This window comes from Embleya sp. NPDC001921 (assembly GCF_053594475.1).
In genome coordinates this window covers 166,926-186,876 of record NZ_JBSFEO010000003.1, presented here as the reverse complement: position 1 = coordinate 186,876, position 19,951 = coordinate 166,926, and the positions used below count along the sequence as shown (strand labels likewise).

The 19,951-nt window shown below is 72.7% G+C and carries 15 protein-coding genes and 2 riboswitches; of the genes, 1 reads left to right on the top strand and 14 read right to left on the bottom strand.

Annotated features, from left to right (window positions below; genetic code table 11):
• Positions 1-115: 115 nt before the first annotated feature.
• The 14 genes from ACWCPW_RS04270 to ACWCPW_RS04205 form a co-directional block, all read right to left on the bottom strand.
• Positions 116-865, bottom strand: coding sequence for a dienelactone hydrolase family protein (locus ACWCPW_RS04270; RefSeq protein ID WP_449760047.1), 750 nt, complete (start codon positions 863-865; stop codon positions 116-118).
• Complete coding sequence (locus ACWCPW_RS04265) at positions 849-1,838, bottom strand: ECF transporter S component (protein ID WP_449760046.1); 990 nt, start codon at positions 1,836-1,838, stop codon at positions 849-851. The genes ACWCPW_RS04270 and ACWCPW_RS04265 overlap by 17 nt, the downstream gene beginning before the upstream one ends.
• Positions 1,835-3,535 carry an ABC transporter ATP-binding protein gene (locus ACWCPW_RS04260; protein WP_449760045.1) on the bottom strand — a complete coding sequence of 567 codons (1,701 nt, stop codon included), beginning with the start codon at positions 3,533-3,535 and terminating at the stop codon, positions 1,835-1,837. The genes ACWCPW_RS04265 and ACWCPW_RS04260 overlap by 4 nt, the downstream gene beginning before the upstream one ends.
• Positions 3,532-4,800, bottom strand: a complete 1,269-nt coding sequence (locus ACWCPW_RS04255; protein WP_449760044.1) for a CbiQ family ECF transporter T component — start codon at positions 4,798-4,800, stop codon at positions 3,532-3,534. The genes ACWCPW_RS04260 and ACWCPW_RS04255 overlap by 4 nt, the downstream gene beginning before the upstream one ends.
• Complete coding sequence (locus tag ACWCPW_RS04250; RefSeq protein ID WP_449760043.1) at positions 4,764-5,816, bottom strand: hypothetical protein; 1,053 nt, start codon at positions 5,814-5,816, stop codon at positions 4,764-4,766. The genes ACWCPW_RS04255 and ACWCPW_RS04250 overlap by 37 nt, the downstream gene beginning before the upstream one ends.
• The gene (locus ACWCPW_RS04245) at positions 5,813-7,309 is read right to left on the bottom strand and encodes a prenyltransferase/squalene oxidase repeat-containing protein (protein WP_449760042.1); all 1,497 of its coding nucleotides are present in this window, start codon (positions 7,307-7,309) and stop codon (positions 5,813-5,815) included. The genes ACWCPW_RS04250 and ACWCPW_RS04245 overlap by 4 nt, the downstream gene beginning before the upstream one ends.
• A 101-nt stretch (positions 7,310-7,410) precedes the next feature.
• Positions 7,411-7,547, bottom strand: a riboswitch (cobalamin riboswitch).
• A 184-nt stretch (positions 7,548-7,731) separates the two neighbouring features.
• A complete protein-coding gene (gene metE / locus ACWCPW_RS04240) occupies positions 7,732-10,056 on the bottom strand; it encodes a 5-methyltetrahydropteroyltriglutamate--homocysteine S-methyltransferase (RefSeq protein WP_449760041.1) in 2,325 nt (774 codons plus the stop codon).
• 156 nt (positions 10,057-10,212) lie between these two features.
• Positions 10,213-10,433: riboswitch (cobalamin riboswitch) on the bottom strand.
• 220 nt (positions 10,434-10,653) lie between these two features.
• Complete coding sequence (locus tag ACWCPW_RS04235) at positions 10,654-11,187, bottom strand: flagellar hook-length control protein FliK (RefSeq protein ID WP_449760040.1); 534 nt, start codon at positions 11,185-11,187, stop codon at positions 10,654-10,656.
• Between the two features lie 491 nt (positions 11,188-11,678).
• Entirely contained in the window at positions 11,679-12,050 is a 372-nt protein-coding gene (locus tag ACWCPW_RS04230) for a signal peptidase I (protein ID WP_449760039.1), read from the bottom strand.
• A 42-nt stretch (positions 12,051-12,092) separates the two neighbouring features.
• The gene (locus ACWCPW_RS04225; RefSeq protein ID WP_449760038.1) at positions 12,093-13,412 is read right to left on the bottom strand and encodes a low temperature requirement protein A; all 1,320 of its coding nucleotides are present in this window, start codon (positions 13,410-13,412) and stop codon (positions 12,093-12,095) included.
• A 491-nt stretch (positions 13,413-13,903) separates the two neighbouring features.
• Entirely contained in the window at positions 13,904-15,904 is a 2,001-nt protein-coding gene (locus ACWCPW_RS04220; protein WP_449760037.1) for an IPT/TIG domain-containing protein, read from the bottom strand.
• Between the two features lie 287 nt (positions 15,905-16,191).
• Positions 16,192-17,133: a GNAT family N-acetyltransferase gene (locus ACWCPW_RS04215; RefSeq protein WP_449760036.1), complete on the bottom strand. Its 942-nt coding sequence runs from the start codon at positions 17,131-17,133 to the stop codon at positions 16,192-16,194.
• Between the two features lie 208 nt (positions 17,134-17,341).
• A complete protein-coding gene (locus ACWCPW_RS04210) occupies positions 17,342-17,824 on the bottom strand; it encodes an NUDIX hydrolase (protein ID WP_331771068.1) in 483 nt (160 codons plus the stop codon).
• Between the two features lie 153 nt (positions 17,825-17,977).
• Positions 17,978-18,724: a maleylpyruvate isomerase family mycothiol-dependent enzyme gene (locus tag ACWCPW_RS04205; RefSeq protein ID WP_449760035.1), complete on the bottom strand. Its 747-nt coding sequence runs from the start codon at positions 18,722-18,724 to the stop codon at positions 17,978-17,980.
• 71 nt (positions 18,725-18,795) lie between these two features.
• On the opposite strand from ACWCPW_RS04205, the gene ACWCPW_RS04200 reads away from it, so the two are divergent.
• Positions 18,796-19,716, top strand: coding sequence for a LysR family transcriptional regulator (locus tag ACWCPW_RS04200; protein WP_449760034.1), 921 nt, complete (start codon positions 18,796-18,798; stop codon positions 19,714-19,716).
• The last annotated feature ends 235 nt before the right edge of the window (positions 19,717-19,951 follow it).

Below are 19,951 nucleotides of genomic sequence, written 5' to 3'. Positions count from 1 at the left end.
CGAGGTCGCGGGGTGCGGTCGGGCCTGATGGCGCGATGAACCGGGGCGGGGGCGTGCCGGGGCGGGCCGCGCTGATGTGCTCGGGTGCGGGCGCCCGGTCCTTGGATCGGCCCTGTCAGTCGGTCGGGGCCTCGGTGGCCAAGTGGCGGGCGAAGAAGGTCTCGATGCGTTGCCAGGCGTCGGCGGCGGCCACCGGGTCGGGGCCGACGCCGAGGACGGCGCGCAGCACGGGAGCGAGCACCGCCGGCGCGTTGTCGGTCTCGTTCAGGAAGGAGTGGCCCGCGTTTGGGTAGAGCTTGACGTCGTGTTCGACGCCGGCGCGGGTCAGCACGTCCGCCGGCTTGGCGGCCCCGCCTCGGAAGACCTTGTCCTTGCCGCCGTAGGAGGCCACCACCGGGCACGCGCCGCGCATCGCCCGGTCCGGATCGCCGGGCACCTGCCCGTAGTTGGCCGCCGCGACCGCGTACGTGCCCTGTCCGGCGAGCACCAGCGCGAAGCCGCCGCCCATGCAGAAGCCGATCACGCCGATCCTGCCGGTGCGTTCGGGCGCGGCGAGCAGCCACTGTCGGGCCGCCTCGATGTCGGCGTACGGACGGCCGCGTCCGGTCGACACCGCGCGCAGCGTGGACACCATGCACCGGTTCGGCCCGCGACCGTGGTAGAGGTCGGGCATCAGCGCCAGATACCCCGCCTCGGCCATCCGGTCCGCGTGCCGGCGGTTGACCGCGTCCGGGCCCGCGCCCTCGAACAGCACGACCACGCCCGGCCACGGACCCTTGCCCCGCGGACGCGCGAGGTAGCCGCTGAGCCCTGGGGCGGTCTCGTCCCGAAGCAACGACGGGGACAGATCAACGGTTTCGGCCATGAAGGCGACCGTAGGCGATTCCGCCTCCCTTCGGCAGTACCTTCGCCTCCGCGGCGGCCGTGCCGGCCGTCGTGCCGGCCGCAGTACCCGCCGTGCCCGCGACCCCCGCGCCGCCCGCTCCCGGGCGGTCGGCGTCCGCCCGGGCGGGTTCGAAGGCGATCGGCGCGTCGAACGCCGCCTTGCGGGACGCGCGGCGCAGCGCGGCCAGCACCGCCGGGCCCACCAGCACGATCGCCACGCAGTTGGTGATCGCGCGCCCGGTGTCCCAGCCGAAGGTGGACGTGAGCACGGTGAACACGAAGAACCTGTGCAGGTTGTCCAGGATGTCGTCGCCGGGTACGAACGCGGGGCCGACCATGCTCTCCGAGTCGGCCAGGAACGGCCAGAACCACATGTTCATCAGGAAGCCGAAGGCGTACGCGGAGAACACCCCGTAGCCGGCCAGCATCACGATCTCGCGCCTGCCGCGCACGCGTTGCGGCAGCAGCCCCGCACCGAGGCCGACCCACGCCGAGGCGAGCATCTGGAAGGGCAACCAGGGCCCGACCCCGGCGGTCAACAGGGCCGACGCGAACAAGGACGTACAGCCGAGCACGAAGCCGAAACCGGGCCCGAACACCCGCCCGGCCAGCACGAGCATGAAGAACACCGTCTCGATGCCCGCGGTGCCGGCCCCCAGCGGGCGCAGCGCCGCGTTGATCGCGGACAGCACGCCGAGCATGGCCAGCGCCTTGGAGTCGAGACCACCGCTGGTCATCTCGGCCAGCACCACCGCGACCACGAACGGCAGGGTGACCGCGAAGATCAGCGGCGCGTCGCCCGAGTGCGCGGCCGATTCCGGGGAGGGTGCGGCGAACAGCGGCCACAGGAACATCGCCAGGCCCGCGATCGAGGCGATGGTGAGCACGATCGCGGTGCGCGGGGTGATCCGGATGGCGTTGCCGCGCTTGGTCGGGGTCGGTGCGATCGTCATCCGGTCGTCTCCCGGTCCGCGGCGCAGGCACGAATCTCGCGTGGAGCGGGCCCGGACTCCCGCGGGACGGGCCGCGAACGCGCGGTGTCGTCGTCGGCCAAGGCGTCACCGACCGCGGCGACGGTCAGCCACTCCGCGGGCGCGAGGATCTTGGCCACCTGTGGCGCGAACGCCGGTGAGGACACCACGACCTCGGCGGTCGGACCGTCCGCGACGATGTCGCCCTCGGCCATCACCACCACCCGGTCGGCGACCTGGGCGACGAATTCGACGTCGTGTGTGGCGAGCACGATCGCCCGTCCGGCGTCCGCGAGTTCGCGCACGACGTGGACGAAGCGTCGTTTGGCGTGGTAGTCGAGACCCCGGGTGGGCTCGTCCAGCAGCACGACCTGTGGTGCGGCGACGAGTTGGATGGCCAGGACGAGCGCGAGGCGCTGCCCCTCGGAGACGTCGCGCGGGTGCAGGGCGCCGTCGATGTCGGGCGCGATGCGGTCCAGCAACGCCCGGCACGCGCCGGCCTCGGCGCCGGATTCGCGGTCGGCCTCGGCGCATTCCGCGTCGACGGTCTCCAGGTAGAGCAGGTCGCCGGGGGTTTGCGGGACCAGGCCGACCAGGGCGCGGGCGCGCTGCGGGGCGGCCTTGCCCGGGTCGTCGCCCGCGACGTCCACCGTGCCGCCCTGGCGGGGTCCGGAGCCCTGGAGGGCCCACAGCAGCGAGGACTTGCCGGAGCCGTTGCGGCCCATCAACGCGGTCACCTGCCCGGGGAGCAGGTCCAGATCCAGGCCGCGGACCGCGATCACGTCGCCGTAGCGCACGATGATCCGGCGCGCCGTCAACAACGACGCCGACGAGTCGGCGGGCGGACGCGGCCGCGGCGGCGTACGGCCGGCCAGGCGGGCGCGCAGCGGCGCGGCCAGGCGGCGGGCGTCGCGCACCGACAGCGGCAGGGGTGACCAACCGGCGAGCCGACCGAGTTCGACCACCGGTGGGGCGATGTCGCAGGTTTCCAGGATGTCGGCGGGCGGGCCGTCGCGGACCGTGCGGTCGCCGGGCAGGTGCACGAGTCGGTCGGCGTACTGCACCACACGCTCCATCCGGTGCTCGGCGACGATCGCGGTGATGCCCAGGTCGTGGACCAGCCGGGTGATCGCGGCGAGTACGTCCTCGGCGGCGGTCGGGTCCAGCGCGGAGGTGGGCTCGTCCAGCACCAGCACGCGCGGGTGCGCGGTGAGCACCGAGCCGATCGCGACGCGTTGCTGTTGGCCGCCGGAGAGGGTGCGCAGCGGGCGATGGCGTAGTTCGGCGATGCCCAGCAGGTCCAGGGTCTCCTCGACACGCTTGCGCATGACCGGCGAGGGGATGGCCAACTGCTCCATGCCGTAGGCGAGTTCCTCCTCCACCGTATCGGTGACGAAGCCCGCGAGGGGGTCCTGCCCGACCACGCCGACCAGGTGCGCGAACTCGCGCGGTGGCCGGGAGCGGGTCTCGATGCCGTCGACCAGCACGCTGCCGCGCAGGGTGCCGCCGGTGAAGTGTGGGACCAGACCGTTGATCGCGCCCAGGAGGGTGGACTTGCCGGCCCCGGTGCGGCCGACGACCAGGCACAACTCCCCTTCGGGAATGCTCAGTTCGACGTCGCGCAGCGCGGGTTCGGGTGCGTCGGCGTAGGTGATGGTGACGTCGCGGAATTCGATCACCGGACGGACTTCTCCCTGATGGTGGTGCCGGCGTCGGCCGGGCCCGGGGTCGGTGTGCGGTCCGTCGTCTCCGGCCGGGGCACGGTGTCGCCGAGCCGGGGCACGGTGAGCGGGGGCGGCGGTGCCAGCCACGCGGGCAGCGCGCCCACGACCAGCGCGAGCACCGGCAGCGGGGCCAGCTCGGGCCACGCGAGCGGGCTCAGCGACGGATAGAGGTTCCCGGCGTCGATCCGGCTGGTCAGGTAGAGCAGCGCGCCGGTGCCCAACCCGCACGCGGCGACCGCGAATTCGGCGAACCGCCAGCGGTCCGGCAGGTAGACGCTGCGGTTGATCCGCCGGCCGGTGAGCACGAAGCCGATGCCGGCGACCGCGATCCCGCCGGGCAGCATGGTCGCGCCCAGATAGCGCGGGGTGCTGCCGTCGAGCAGCGCGTACACCCCCACGCAGACGCCGATCAGTCCCACCAGGGTCAAGACGCCGGTGAGCAGCCGGATGGCCCGGGGCAGGTGCCGGTTGCGGCCGTACCCGCGCGAGTCCATCGCGGCGGCGAGCGCGAGCGACCGGTCCAGCGCGTCCTGGAGCACCGGGATCGCGATCGAGCGCAGCGCCCGCATGCCTTTCTGCGCGCCGCCGCGCAGCCGGCGGGCCCGGCGGACCCGATGCACGCTCTCGATCAGTTGCGGTGCCACCGACAACGCGACCACCACGGCCGCGCCCACCTCGTACAGTGCCGCGGGCACCGCCTTGAGCATGCGCTTCGGGCTCGCGAGCGCGTTCGCCGCGCCCAGGCACACGATCATCGTGGCCAGCCGCAGTCCGTCGTAGAACCCGCCCAGCACGTGCTCCAGAGCCACCGGGCCGAACAGGTGGATGCCCGCCGCCCACGCGGGCAACGGGATCTCCGGGAGGTCGACGAGCACATGGCCGCTCGCGGCCCCCGCGCCGAACACGATCCGGAACAACACGCGCATCACGATGATGAACAGGCCCAGGAACAGGTACATGCGAAAGGCGAGCGCCCACGGCGCGTCGCCGCGTCGGTTGGCGACGACGAATCCGGCCACGGCCAGGATCAGCGCCAGCAGCAGCGGATTGGTGGTGCGACTGGCGGCGGTGGCCAGGCCCAGGGCCCACAACCACCACGCGCCGGGATGCACGGTGCGCGGCAACCGGCCGCCGCCGCGCCCAAACGCTGCGGCATAGGGCCGGTGCCCCGCCCGGGGCGTGCTCAACTCGACCCGTCGGCGCGCGTACGTCGACGCCACGTGGTGAACCCGGCCGCCGCGCAGATCGCCACGAGCAGGGCTGTCCCGGCGATGGTCGTGGGCGGGATCCCGTCGCGCTTCCCGGTCGCCGACTCCTCGCCACCGGTCCAGGTCTGACCCTGTGGAGTGATGCCGGAGGGTTGAGTGGAGGGGCCCGGTGAACCCGGATCGGTGGAGGCGCTCGCGGACGTCTCGGCCGCGGCGGAGGCCGAGGGTGCCGCGGACTCGGTGGGCTGCTCCGATTCCATCGGGTTGCCGGCTACGCCCGGCCCCGGCGCGAGGGGGTCGGTGCCCGAGGTGCCCGAGGTTCCCGAAGTCGTGGTCGTCGAACCCGCCGACGTCGTCCCCGTCGTGCCCGACGCGCCCCCGCCGGAGCCGGCGCGGCCTCCGCTTCCGGCCGCGGTCGTGCCGCCGCCCGATCCGCCGTCGGCCGGCGGCGGTTGCGGGTTGTTCGTCGCGGGCGGATTCGGCGGCGTGGGAGTCGCCGGGCGAACCGGTGCCACGCGCGGGGGCGGGTTGGTGGTCTCGGTCTTGTTCTTGGCGAACGACCAACCCTCGAAGCTGCCCGGCGGCGGCTTGCGGTTCATCACGCCCCACTGGCTGTACGTCCACGAACCGCCGTTGGGCGAGTGCCAGTACGACCAGTAGGCGCTCGCCGGCGGCGTGTCGATGCACGGCTCGGAGTTGGCGCCGGGCTTGCCCTCGACCCGGCAGATGAAGGCCTCGCCCCAGCGGGCCACACCGGTGATCTCGATGCCCGCGTTCTTGAGCGCGGTGTGGCCGGTGGCCTGGTCCCCGCGGGCGCAGCGCACGATGGTCGTGCCGCCCAGTTCCTGGAAGTCGATCACCACCGTCACACCGTTCGCGTCCGGGCAGTAGCCGGGGGTGCCCTTGGCGGTGTCGACCGCGTGCGCGGTCGGCGCGGCGAGTGTCGATTGGGCGCCGGCCGACAGCACGAGCAGGGCGAGCGCGGCGACCAGGCGGGCAGTTCGGCCGCCGCGTCCCGGGCGCCTCATGTGTGCTTTCCGTTCTTGCGCCGCGCGCCGGCGCGGACGGCGAGGCCGGTGCCGACCAGTCCGAGGGAGAGCATGAGCAGTCCGCCGACCTGGGCGCCGGTCCTGGCGAGGCTGCCGCCGCCCTTCGTGGTGCCGCCGCCGCCCGAGCTGCTCGTGCCGCCCGAGACCGAGCCGCCGTTACCGGCGCCGGTCGTGGTCGTCGCGGACGCGGTGATCGACGCGCTCGCGGTCCGGGTGAGCGAGGTGGTGGGTGTGGCGGACGTCGACGCGGACGGCGTTTGGGACCCGGTGTGAGTGGCCGAGCCGGTGGGCCTGGGGGTGCCGGAGTCGGTCGGCCCCGGCGAGGTCGTGACGGTGCCGGTCGGCTCGGTGGGCGCCTTGCCGAGGTCACCCAGCGGGACATCGGCCAGCACGAGCAGGGCCTGCGGGGTCGCGCGGCGCCACTGGTCGCGCTGGAAGTCCGGGATGCCCTCGGTCCGGGCCGAGGTGAGGGCTTCCGCGTTGTAGGCGATCGTGCCGACGTCCTCGGTCGCGGCGCCCGCGTTGCCGGCGGTGATCTGGTGCTTGGCCACCCACGCGGCGGCCTTGTCTGCCTCGGCCGGGTAGCCGGCCGCGTGCAGGGCCTGGCCGGCCAGGCCGGTGCTGTTCGTGTTCGATGCCGCGGTGGGTCCGGAGCCGCCGAACGAACCGTCCTCGCGCTGCTTGGACTTGAGCCAATCCGCGCCCTTCTGGGCCGCGGCCGCGGCACCGACCGACTTGCTCTCGGCCGCGGCGGAGAGCAGCGCCTGTACGGCCATACCGGTGGAGTCCGGGTCGAGCACGGTGGTGGGCGTGTCCTGGCAGGTCGCGCCGGTGCTGCCCAACTGGCCCGGATACAACCGGAATCCGCCGCTCGGGCACTGCTGCTTGAGCAGGAAGTCCACCGCGCTTTGCGGCACTCCGCCGCTGCGGGCCAGGCCCAGCACGGCCAGCGACTGCGCGAACGCGTTGCTCGAGTCGGGACTGCCGGTGAGCTTGTCCCGGATCCGACCCGTGTCGTCGCCGGCGTCCGCCCCGGCGATCAGGTCGAGCGTCTCGGCGCGCATGTCCAGGCCGCCGAACCCGGTCGGATCGCGGTCGGCGACCACGGCGGCGAAGAGCACCTTCGCGGTGGCGCCGGCGATCCGCGAGCCGGGCATGCCCCACTCCTCGGCGCTGTTGTACTTGCGGATGTTGGCGGCCACCGCGTCCCCCGCGGCCTTGAGCGCGGTGGGCTGCGAGCGAGTGGCGGCCAACGCCATCATCGTGTCGATGGTCAGGCCCCAGTCGGAGCCGGCGAACCCCGGTATGCCGCCGTCGACCAGTTCCCCGGCCTGCCATTTCGCCGCCGCCGCGGCGTTGTCGGCGTGCGGGTTCGCGGCGTCGGCCGACGCGGAGAAGACGGGGGAGGCCGCGACCAGGACCGCGCCGCAGACCGCGACGGCGCCGGTGTTTCTCACGGTGAGCCAGGACATCGATGGGACCCTTCCGAGACCAACGCGTCCCGGGAGCCGACCGATGCCGGGCATCGGTCGGGCGTCCGGGCCTCAGCGTGTAGTCCACGACAGCTGGAGCCTTCAATTCGTACGCACCCAGGCATTCCGACTCGCGGCGGCCTGTCGGCCACCGCCTACGGTTGCGGGTCAGCGCCGGATTTCGACCGGCTTCCCCTGGGTTTCGAACTATGAAGTTGAGGGTGCCGACACACGCCGGCGTGTGGAGCATACGGAGCATTCCGACTGTCGGACAACAGCACGGGCGGGCGGTCGACGGTGCCGTTCGTCACCAACCGTGGTCCCGTGGTGGACGATCGCGCGCCGTTCGGGCGCGCGTGCCGGCCGCGACGCCCCGGGCCGCCGGGGCGGGGCGTGCCTGCCCCCGCCCCGGCGGCCCCGACTCAGGACGCGGTGTCGGGGAGCGTCGCCCGTACCTCGCGCGCCGCCGCCACCAGGTTCTCCAGCGAGGCGCGGACCTCGGGCCAACCGCGGGTCTTGAGGCCGCAGTCGGGGTTGACCCACAGCCGTTCGGCGGGGATCGCGGTCAACCCCTCGCGCAGCAGACCGGTCACCTCCTCCGCACTCGGGACGCGCGGGGAGTGGATGTCGTACACGCCGGGACCGGCCTCGCGCGGGTAGCCGTGGGCGGCGAGTTCCCGGGCGACCTGCATGTGCGAACGGGCGGCCTCCAGGCTGATCACGTCGGCGTCGAGGTCCTCGATCGCCTGCACGATGTCGCCGAACTCGGCGTAGCACATGTGCGTGTGGATCTGGGTGGCCGCACGCACGCCGGAGGTGGTCAACCGGAACGACTCGGTGGCCCAGGCCAGGTATTCGGCGTGGTCCGCGGCACGCAGCGGCAACGTCTCGCGCAGCGCTGGTTCGTCCACCTGGATGATCGAACCACCGGCGGCCTCGAGGTCGTCGACCTCGTCGCGCAGTGCCAGGGCGACCTGCCGGGCGGTGACGGCGGGCGGCTGATCGTCGCGGACGAAGGACCACGCGAGCATCGTGACGGGGCCGGTGAGCATGCCCTTGACGGGGCGGTCGGACAACGACTGGGCGAACGAGGTCCAGCGCACGGTCATCGGCTCGGGACGGGAGATGTCGCCGGCCAGGATCGGCGGGCGCACGTACCGGGTGCCGTACGACTGGACCCAGCCGTGCCGGGTGGCCACGTATCCGGTGAGCTGTTCGGCGAAGTACTGCACCATGTCGTTGCGTTCGGCCTCGCCGTGCACCAGGACGTCGATCCCGGCCCTCTCCTGGAAGGAGATCACGTCGCGGATCTCGCTCTCGACACGTTCCTCGTAGCCCACGTCGTCGATGCGTCCGGCGCGCAGATCGGCGCGGGCGGTGCGCAGTTCGCCGGTCTGCGGGAAGGAGCCGATGGTGGTCGTGGGCAGCAACGGCAGCCCCAGGTGCGCGCGTTGGGTCGCGGCGCGCTCGGCGTAGGGCAGGCTGCGCCGGCCGTCCGCGTCGGTGACCGCGGCGGCGCGGGCGCGTACGGCGGGATCGTGGGTCAGCGCGGAGGCCTTGCGCGCGGCCAGGTCGGCCCGGTTGGCGGCGAGGTGGGTCGCGATGGTGTCCGTACCCTGGCCCAGGCCGCGGGCCAACGTGACGATCTCCTCGGTCTTTTGCCGGGCGAAGGCCAGCCATCGGGAGATCTGCGGGTCGATGTCGCGCTCGTCGCCGGCGTCCAGGGGCACGTGCAGCAGGGAGCAGGACGCGGCCACGTCGACGCGCTCGGCCAGGCCCAGCAGGGTGCCCAGGGTGGCCAGCGACCTGCCGAGGTCGTTGATCCACACGTTGCGCCCGTCGACGACGCCGGCGACCAGGCGCTTGCCGGGCAGTCCGCCGACGGCGGCCAGGGCGTCCAGGTTGGCGAACGCGGCTCCGGTGAAGTCGAGGGCGAGCCCTTCGATCGGCGCCTTGGCCAGGATCGGCAACGCCTCGCCGAGACGGTCGAAGTACGAGGCGACCAGCAGCCTGGGCCGGTCGGTGAGCGCGCCGAGGTCGCGGTAGGCACGTGCGATGGCGTTGAGTTCGGCGAAGCTGCGGTCCTGGACCAGCGCGGGTTCGTCCAGTTGCACCCACTCGGCACCGGCCGCGCGCAGATCGGCGAGCACCTCGGCGTACACCGGCAACAGTCGGTCCAACAGGGTCAGCGGCTGGAAGTCGGCCGCGACCCCGGGCGCGGGCTTGGCGAGCAGGAGGTAGGTGATCGGGCCGACCAGTACGGGACGCGCGGTCAGGCCCTGTGCGACGGCCTCCTCGAACTCGGCGACCTGCTTGACGGAGTTCGCGGAGAACACGGTGTCGGGGCCGAGTTCGGGGACCAGGTAGTGGTAGTTCGTGTCGAACCACTTGGTCATCTCCAGCGGCGCCACCTCCTGGGTGCCGCGGGCCATCGCGAAGTAGCCGTCCAGGGCGTCGACTTCGACGGCCGCACGGTGGCGGGGCGGGATCGCGCCGACCATCACGGTGGTGTCCAGGACGTGGTCGTACAGCGAGAAGTCGCCGGTGGGCACCTCGTGCACGCCGGCATCGGCGAGCCGACCGCGGTTGGCGCGGCGCAGTTCGGCGGCGGTGTCGCGAAGCCCGTCGGCGGTGACCCGACCGGCCCAGTAGCCCTCGATGGCCTTCTTCAACTCCCGGCGCGGGCCCTGTCGGGGGTAGCCGTACACGGTGGCGCGGGTTGCCGCGGCTGCGGACTTGGTGGTCACGGAACTCTCCTTCGCGAGTTGTCTCCGGAATCCCGGGACGGATCGAGGGCGCGAAGGGTTGGCAAGCCGCGGGGCCGTTTCGGCGCTGTCGCGCACGTGTGCCACCGGGTTGTCCGCCGACCCGCCCACGAGGTCACCGAGATCACCGCGCGCCTCATCGGCGCACGGGCAGTGGCAGGTCTTCGGACTCGTGGGCGCGTCCACCGAAAGGGCGGACTCCTACTGGCCGTCGCTTCCCGGGCCCGATTCGGGCCCAGTGCTGTTGACGGCGGTCGTTCCCACTCACCGCTGCGGGGCAGTCCCGGATTCACACCGGGTTCCCTCTTGCGACGCGCCTGCCTGGCGGGCAGGGCGAACCGACTGCGTCCGTCAGCTTAGCCGGCGACGGGCGGCTCCGGGACGCGAGTCCACTCGGTGGACGGTGAAAGGACGTACGCGAGACGCGGATGCCGGCGCCTGCGCCGATCGGGCAGGCGTGCGCGGTCCGTTCGCGGCGTTCGTCCCGACCGGGTCAAGCGCGGCGGCGGTGACCCGGCGGAACGAGCATGGTTGCGGAGCCGAGGACGGGATCGCTTCGGATCCGACGTCGGGCCGGCGCTACGGGCGGGTGGGGGCCACGCGCGGGGGCGGGTTGGTGGTGGAGGTCTTGTCCTTGGAGAAGGACCAGCCCTCGAAGCTGCCCAGCGGGGGCTTGCGGTTGGTCGCGCCCCACGAGCTGTAGGTCCAGGTGCCGTTGTTCGGCGCGTGCCAGTACGACCAATACGCGGACGCCGGCGGGGTGTTGACGCAGGGCTCGGTGTCCGTGCCGGGCTTGCCCTCGATCCGGCAGATGAATGCCTCGCCCCACCGGTTCGTGCCCTGGATCCGGAAGCCGGCGTTCTTGAGCGCGGCCAGACCGGTGGCCTGATCGCCGGGCGCGCAGCGGGTGAGCGTGGCGCCGCCGAGTTCCTGGAAGTCGACGATCACGGTCACCCCGTTGGCGTCCGGGCAGACGCCGGCGGAGCCCTTGGTGGGGTCGATGGCGTAGGCGGCGGGTGCGCTCACGGTGATCTGGGCGGTAGCGGGCAGCAGGAGCAGGGCGAGTGCCCCGACCAACCGGCCTATTCGAGCCTTGTTCCCCACAGATTTCACGTGCGGATTCCCTTCGTGCGACGGGCGTCGGCACGAGCGGCGGAACCGATGCCGACCGGGCCGAGCGATGTTCCTCACAGGACCGCCGACCCCCGGCATCGCGCCGACGGGACACCGCCGGACGTGAAATCCGGGCTTCAGCGTGCAGTCCACGACCGCTGGAGCCTTCATCTCGTTCGAACCCAGGCATTCCGACTCGCGGCGGCCTGTCGGCCACCGCCTACGGTTGCGGGTCAGCGCCGGATTTCGACCGGCTTCCCCTGGATTGCGAACTATGCGGTTATGTCGCCGACCCGGACGGAGTCGGCTTGCGGAGCGTATGAGATGAGCTGCCCGTCGTACAACGGGTCACCCGAGCAATCCGCGGTGCCGTTCGTCACCGCCCGGGAGGCGCCGCCCGGGGAGGCACCGCCCGGGAGGCCGGCCGACACGGTGGTCGGCGCGGTGGGGGCCGCGGAGGCGGGCCGCGATGGCGGCGCTCGCGCCGCCGCTCAGGTGGGTTCGCCCACCCGATACCCCGGCACGGACGGCCACCGCACCGTGAGCACCACCGACTCCTCCTCGGCCGCCCAGGAGTGGTCGACCCCGCGACCCCACACCACGTAGTCGCCCTGCTTCGCCAACAACACGCTGCGGCCCGGCAGTTCGACCCGGAACCGGCCGCTGATCAGGATCAGCAGCGCGGTCCGCGCCTCACCGGTCACCCACTCGGCGCGTGCGTCGCCGGGCGGGTGCACGCCCCACTTGATCTCCACCGCCTCGCTGTGCCGGGGATCGCCGACGTCCTTGAAATGGCCGAGCAGCCAACCCCGGTCCAGCGCCGCGTCCGGGCCCGCGTTGCCCACGTACACGCTGTCGTTCATGGCCGGGGACGCTAGCAGAGCAGGCTCCCCGGCCATGAGGGGTCAGGCAGCCGCGGTCACCTGCCGCGCGTCCGGCTCCTCCGCCGCGCGGACCTGACGGAGGTGGTCGGACACGGTCATGAGCGCGAGGAGCACCGTGGTGACCGCGAGTACCGCCCAGCCCGTGCTCGCGACGGAGGCGACGAGTGGCACCGCCACCACCGCGGTGACGATGCGTCCCTCGACCGGGCCGGTGGCCAGCACGTAGCGGTGCCACGCGTGACCCACCAGGAAGGTGGCCACGCCGGTGCCCAGCCACCAGCGGTTCGTGTCGGTGCCCAGGTGGTGGATGGCGTCCGAGATGCCCGCCGCGATCAGCACGATGCCCGCGATCATCACCGCGTGGGCCAGGCCGAACGCCACATAGCCGAGCATCTGTCGGCGCTCGACCGATGCCTCCGACATGGCGCGCACGGTGCGCTCGTCGTCGCTGCCGAAGTAGGACCACCAGATGCCGGTCGCGACCGCGATGCCGAGCAGGATGCCCCCCGCGAGCTTCCAGTCGACCGGCCGACCACCGGCGCCGATGCCGACGGCCACGACCGATTCGCCGAGCACGATCAGGATGATCAGACCGTGCCGCTCGACGAAGTGATGCGGTTCGACCACGAAGCCGCGGACCCGACCGATCACCATCGACAGGTACAGCACCGCCACGGCGGCCGCCCAGCACACCCAGGTGCCGGCGTCCGGCAGGTGTGGCGCGACCAGGATCAGCAGGCCGCCCGCCGCGTTGAACGGCGCGAGGCGCAAGATCCCGGAGCGGGCCGAGGGTTCGGACGCGGTCAGGAACAGCGCGACGTGCATCCCGACGGCGACCAGGAACGCGAGGCCGAACGCCCAGCCGTCCGGGTCGAACGCGTACGGAAGGTCCAGGCCCATCACGAAGAACGAGGTCATCGTGAGCGCCAGCAGCAACCGAACCACCGTCGCGTCGGGGCGGACCGCGTTGGTCAACCAACTGAACGCGCCGAACATCCACCACATCGCCGCCAGCGGCAACATGCCCTGGAGCAGCCCGGTCCAGCCCGGGTGCGACTCCACCTGGTGGGTGGCCTGGGTGAGCACGAAGACGAAGACGAGGTCGAAGAACAACTCGATCGGGGTCACGCCGGTGGGCCGCTCGTTCTCGGCCGGCGTTTCGCTCGGGTCGTGCGGGAGTTCGAGGGGAATCTCGTAGCCGAGGTCGAGGTCGGATTCGGGTCCGGGCGTGGCCGCGGGTTCGGGTGCGGATCCGGCCGGCGGCGTCTTCGCGGATGTGGGCGGCGCCGGTATCGAGGCGTCGATCCGATCGGGTTCACGGGGTGTCGAGGAAGGGCTCATGCGTTCGCTTTCGTGTGTCCCGGGGTGCGCCCATCGGGGGCCGAGGCGCGGCACCGAAGTGCGGTCCGACCGGGATGCGACCCGGTCCGGAGTGGTCGCGCGCGTGCGCGGGCCCATCATCATCGCGACTTCCGCTTCGGCACAGGGGGGTTCCGTCGCGTTCGCGATCGGCGTAGCCCGGGCACACGCCGCGGCGGGCCGGTAGTCCGGCCCGCCGCAGATCCCCTGTCTACCCGTCGGAGGCGGTTCGGGGCAGTGGCTCGCGTGTTCCGGCTACCCGGCACCGACGGCGGCCCGCGTATATCGGCTGTCTCGGGCCGGCGCCCGCTCGCGCGTCCGGGGCGTCGCGCCCCGCACCTGGCGCACGCGGTCCGGTCGCCCGAAACCGCGCGGACCCGGTCGCCCCCCAGCCCGCGCGGACGGTCGCCCCCGCCGCGCGGACAGGTCGCCCCCGGGCCCGCGCGGTCCGGTCGCCCGGGGGCGAGGCCGGCTCAGGAGCAGAAGATGAGCAACGACGTGATCGCGGTGCACGAGGCCGAGGAGCTGTTGTTCGCCGGGTTGGGATCGTTGGGCGTGCTCGCCACCCGGCTCGCGGTGACCTCGTACTCGGCGCCCAGGCTGAGCAGGGCGACCGGTGCGCTGAAGTGCCGGGTGGTCGCCGCGTTCCCGGCCAGCGGCCCTACCGTGCAGGTCACCGTGCGGTTGGCCACCGAGCAGTCCGGTGACGTGACGGTCATCGGGACCGGCAGCGGCGCCGTGACGGTGGCCGAACCGAGCGCGTCGGGGCCCCTGTTGGTGATGGTGACCGTGTAGTCGATGCGCGCGTTGAACAACGACGGCACGCCGGTGGCCCGGAGGGTCACCGCCACATCGGCCGCGCTCGCGATGTAGGTGTACCGGTCGCCGGGGCCGGTCGCGCTGGTTCCGCCGGCGGTGCTCACCTGGACGTCCACCTGACCGGCCGGGCCGGGCGGCGCGGTCGCCGTGCACGTGGTCGCGGTGCAGGACACCGAGCCGGCGGGCCGGCCGGGGCCGAAGGTGACGCCGGTCGCGCCCGCGAGGTTGGTGCCGGTGATGGTGACCACGGTGCCGCCGGCCGCGGGGCCGGAGCCGGGGCTGACCGAGGTGACCGTCGGGGCGGCCAGGTAGGTGAAGCGGTCCGCGGGCGTGGTCGCGCTGGTGCCGCCCGGGCCGGTCACGGTGACGTCCACGGTGCCGGGTGTGCCGGGCGGCGCGGTGGTGGTGATGGTGGTGTCGTCGACGACGGTGTAGGAGGGGGCGGGGGTCGCGCCGAACGCGACGGTGGTGGTGCCGGTGAATCCGGTCCCGGTGACGGTCACCGCGGTGCCGCCGGCCGCGGGGCCGGAGCCGGGGGTCACCGAGGTGATGGTGCGCGGGTGCGGGACGCCGACGACGACGATGCCGTACGGGGTGTTCCCGACCGGGATGGTGGCCACCACGGTGTCGGACGCGGTGTCGATCACCGACACGTCCCCGGACACGGCGTTGGTGGTGTACACGAATCCGCCCGCGACGTGCAGCGTGAGGTTGGCCGGATAGCTGCCCACCGCCACGCTGTCGATCACCGTGTTCGTGGTCAGGTCGACCACCTTGACGGCGGCCGGGAACGCGGAGACGTAGGCCCTGGTCCCGGCCGCGTTCACCGCGACGTTGCTGCCCTCCGCGATCGGGACGGTGGCGGCGAGCGCGCCGCCGGCGGTCAGGTCGAGGACCCACAGACCGGATTGGTCGTCCACGGCGTACAGGCGCCTGCCGTCGGGGCTGAGCGCGGCACCGTCCGGCGAACCGCCGAGTGCGATGGTCGCGCCGACGGTGGCGGTCGCGGTGTCGATCACCGAGACGTTGTGGCCGGCGTTGTTGACGGCGTACACGTGCGCGCCGTCCGGGGCCACCAGTACGGCGATCGGGCCGGTGCCGACCGCGATGGTGGCGATGGGGGTATTGGTCGCGATGTCCACGACCAGAACGGAGTTGTCCTGGGCGACGTACAGGCGGGTGTCGGTCGGGTCGACGGCCATCGCGAACGGCGCGCCGGCGGTGGCGATGGTGCCGGTGACGGTGTCGGTGGCGGTGTCGATCACGGAGACGCCGGCCGCGCCGAAGTTGGCCACGTAGACCCGGGTGCCCGCGTGGTTGGCGGCGAGCCCGTAGGGACCGCTGCCCACCGGGATGGTCGCCGTCGTGGTGTTGTTCGCGGTGTCGATCACGGACACCGTGTTCGAGCCCGAGTTGGCGACGTAGGCGGACACGCCGGGACGGGCGGCGGAGGCGGGAGCGGCCTGGGCGACCAGGCCGGCGAGGAGCAGGGCCGCGGCGGCGATCAGGGCGATCGGCCCGCGCGGGTTGGGGCCTCGGCGGGGGCCGTACGGGTGGCGCGTTCGGCGCGGGTGGCGCTGGTCGGGTGCCTCGGCTGACCGGCGGCGGCGCCGGCGGTTGGGTTCGTGGCCGTGGAGCGCGGAACGGAGCGACATCGGGATCCCCTCCCTGAAGATGGACCACACCCGGCCGTCTCCATCGGGGCACGTCGATCCCCGCCCCGTACGACCCTCGGGCCCCCACCCGAATCGAGACGGCCGCGAATCACGGATCGCGATTCGTCGGTGCATCGCCGGAAACGTACCGGGAGAGCGGGTGGCCGTGTGACCGAAATGGCCAAATGACGGCGATGGGGCGGGAGTTGGTGTAGATGCGGGGCGGGGGTGCTCGACCGGCGGCCATTCGTCGGTGTGAAAGCGGGGCGGGGGTCTTCGACCGGCGGCTATTCGGGGGCCGAGAAGACCATGCGGACCTCGGTGGTGCGATAGCCGGCCCGGCGGAAGGCGGCGGCCATCGGGGCGTTCGTCGTGTCGGTGGTGGCGGTGATCAGTTCGGCGCCTCGGGCGGCGTGCAGGCGGGTGATCTCGGTGAGCAGGTCGGCGACGTAGCCGCGGCCGCGCAACTCGGGGACGACGCCCAGGTATCCGACGTTGGGGTGGTAGGGCGTCGCGGACGGGATGGCCAGGCCGACCAGGGTGCCGTCGGCGGTGTGTGCCAGGCGCCACCACTCGCGCCGGCCCGGGCAGCCGAGGTAGAAGTCCATCTCCTGGCGGGCGACGACCTCCGGGCCGTGCGCGGCCAAGCCCTTGCGCGTCTCCGCGTCCAGGCTGCCCTCGGCGATCCGCCTGAACACGGCGAGGAACGCGTCGTCGTCGGCCTCGGTGAAGGTGAGTCGTCCGGAGCCGGCCGGTACGCCCACGTCCGGCGACCACTCGAAACGCAACCGCTCGACCTCGTGGCTCAGACCGGCCGCGAACGCGGCTTCGCGCCGCCAGGCGAGGGCGGCCGAGGCGGCCGGATCCTCGCGCCACCCCCCGGTCAGCGTCACGTTGTACAGCGGCAGCCGCTCCGCACCGGCCGCGCGGAACGCCCGCAGGCTCGCCGCGATCAGCTCGGCGCCGATCGAGGCCCGGTCCTCGACCCGAGGGTCGACGTACAGGCAGTCCAGCGCGACCGGATGCGCGCCGTCGGCCGGCCCCCACCACAGTGCGCGGGCCTGGATCCGGCCGTCCCGCTCGGCGATCCAGGTCCACTCCGGCCGATACATCCCGTCCGCCGCCTCGGCGAGGTATCGATCGGCGGAGATCGAGCCGATCGGCTCGTCGACCTCGCAGGCGAGGACGTGTGGGAGATCGGACTCGGTGATGGAGCGGAACGACGACAACCTTGCCTCCGGGCACGTGTGGGTGATGCTCGTGCGCCGATGCGACGCGGGCGTCGAATCTACGCGCGGGGGCACGGTTGGTGTTCGTTCGGGTCGGGGCCGGGGCAAACGGTTGTTCGGTTCGGGTACGGCGCCTCGACAGGTTTCGTTCGGGCGGCGCATCGACAGGTACGCGCTCGGGTCAGTGCCTCGGCAGGTACACGCTCGGTCAGTGCCTCGGCAGGTACACGGCGCGGCCGAGGCCGCGGGCCTCCATCGCCGCCGGGACGCGCGGGGCGACGGTGCTCGGCAGGAGCTGCGCGGCTCGGTCGAGGGTGACGAAGGCGTAGTCGTCGAGTTCGTCCTCCTGGATCCGGATCGCGGCGATCCGCTCGGGTGTCAGGGTGCCGCCGTCGAAAGTCCAGCCGGTCAGCGGTCGCGGCCTGGGATCCTGCTCGGGCACCCAGTCGATCACCAGCAACTCGCCGACGTCCAGGTCGAGTCCCAGTTCCTCGCGAAGTTCCCGCGCGCACGCGTCGTGCGGCGACTCGTTGCGATCGACGAAGCCGCCGGGCAGATTCCAGTAGTCGCGGTAGTTGGGTTTGACCAGGAGCACCCGGTCCTCGACATCGGTGATCAGCGCGGAGGCGGCTGCGTACAGGGTGGGCAGTTGCTCGTACCACTGCTCGGGCGGCAGGAACTCTTTGGTCACCCGATCGACCCTAACCGCATCGGAACCGGCCCGGAGCCGGGCGGGTTCCCGGCGGCACACGTCTCGCCACGACTCACCGGAACTCACTGGGACTCACCGGGACTCACCGGGACTCACCGGGACTCACTGTGAATCGCCACGACTCACCACGACTCACCCGGTGACGAAGCGGTCCCGATGCTCGCCGCGCAGCCGACCGGGCGGGAGCCGACGGCCGAACGCGACCAGGAGGAGGTCCTGCCCCGAGCCGGTCAGTGGCGCACCGGTGCCGTAGGACCAGTCCAGGTCGTCGGCACGCAGGTGCACGCCGGTCAGGTCGGCGCCGAAGAACTTGACGCCCCGGGGGCTGACCGCGTCCAGGAGGATGCGCAGCCGGTCCTCGGGGACGGTGCGATCCAGGCCGAGCGCGACCGTGATGTCCAGGCCGTGCACCACGTCGTGACCCAGGCCCGCCGTACGCCCGCCCGGCGGCTTCCAGGGGTGCTCCGCGTTGTCGGCGAGCGCCGCGGCGATCTCGTGCGCCGACATCGCGGCCGCGTCCGCGCGGGCCAGACGGTCGGTCGTGCGATGCAGGTTGCCTCCGGACTTGAGCAGTTCCAGGCCGACGCGGGGCAGCGAGTAGCGAAAGCCCATGGACATGTGGGCGGCCACCTCGCGCACCCGCCATCCGGCACAGAGCGACGGCGCGTCCCACTGGTCGGCTCGGAGGTCGGCCAACAGGGCGGCCAGGTCCCGGCGTTCGGCCGCGATGGCGGCCTCGAGTCGGGTGGCGGCGGGTGGTGGGGTGCTGGTGCTCGGGGTGCTCGGGGTGCTCGGGGTGCTCGGGGTGCGCGGGGTGCGCGGGTCGTTCGGGCCGCTCGGGTCGTTCGGTGGTGGCGGTGGGTTCGCGGTGCCGGTCATGTGATCAAGCGTGGCGAGGCATGATCGATAAGTCCAAGACGCATCTTTTCTCGGACCTAGAATCGATGGTTATGGAACTCCGGCAGTTGCAGTACTTCGTCGCCGTGGTGGAGGAGGCCAACTTCACCCGCGCCGCCGCCCGCCTGCACCTCGCACAGCCGGGCGTCAGCGCCCAGATCCGGCAGTTGGAACGCGAGCTCGGCCAACCGCTGCTCGACCGTTCCGGACGGACGGTGACACCGACGCCGATCGGCGAGGCGGTCCTGCCGTACGCGCGGGCTGCGCTCGCGGCCGTCGAGGGGGTCCGGCACACCGTCGAGGAGTTCACCGGTCTCCTGCGCGGCCGGGTCACCCTCGGCCTGGTCTCCGGCGCCGCCACCCACGAGTTCGACGTGGCCTCGGTGCTCGCCGACTTCCACGACGAGCACCCCCGGGTCGAGATCGCGCTCACCGAGGACACGTCGGAGCGCATGCTCGCCGCCCTGCGCCGAGGCGAACTCGACCTCGCGATGGTCGGGATCGTGGACCCGGAGCCCCCGCCGGGCCTCACCTTCCGGATGCTCGTCGACGAGCCGCTGGTCGTCGCGACGGCCCCGGACGATCCGCTGCTGACGCCCGGCCGCACCAGCGTCCCGCTGGCCGAACTGCGCGATCGTCCGCTGATCAGTCTGCCCCGCGGCACCGGTCTGCGCGGGACCCTCGACCGCGCGTGCGCCGAGGCGGGATTCCGCCCACGCATCGCGTTCGAGGCCGCCGCGCCCCAACTGCTGGTGCAACTGGCCGCCCGAGGCCTCGGCGTGGCCGTACTCCCGGCCCTGCCCCCCGCCGTCGCGACGGCGGCCGGCCTGCGCACCCTGCACCTCACCGACCCGAGCCCCCGCGGCCGCATCGCCCTCGCCTGGCCGACCGACGGCCCGACCGGTCCGGCGGCCGGGCGACTGCTGACCCGCCTGCTCGAGAGCCTGCCCGAGTCGGGAAACCACACGGTGTGATCGGCTTATCCATTTCGCGCGGGGATCGTGCTATTGCCCCACATGGTTGATCTTGCTGCTTCACCGGATGGTAGGTTTCCCACGATTATCAGCCGGTACGACGAAATCCGGCCGCTTCACCGGATCCACGGCGGCCGGGCGCGGCGGTGGGTGTCGGCCGTGATTCGAAACGGGTCCCCGATGTCCGAGCATGATTCTGTCCGTGACTCCGTTCGCGATTCCGTTCGCGATTCCG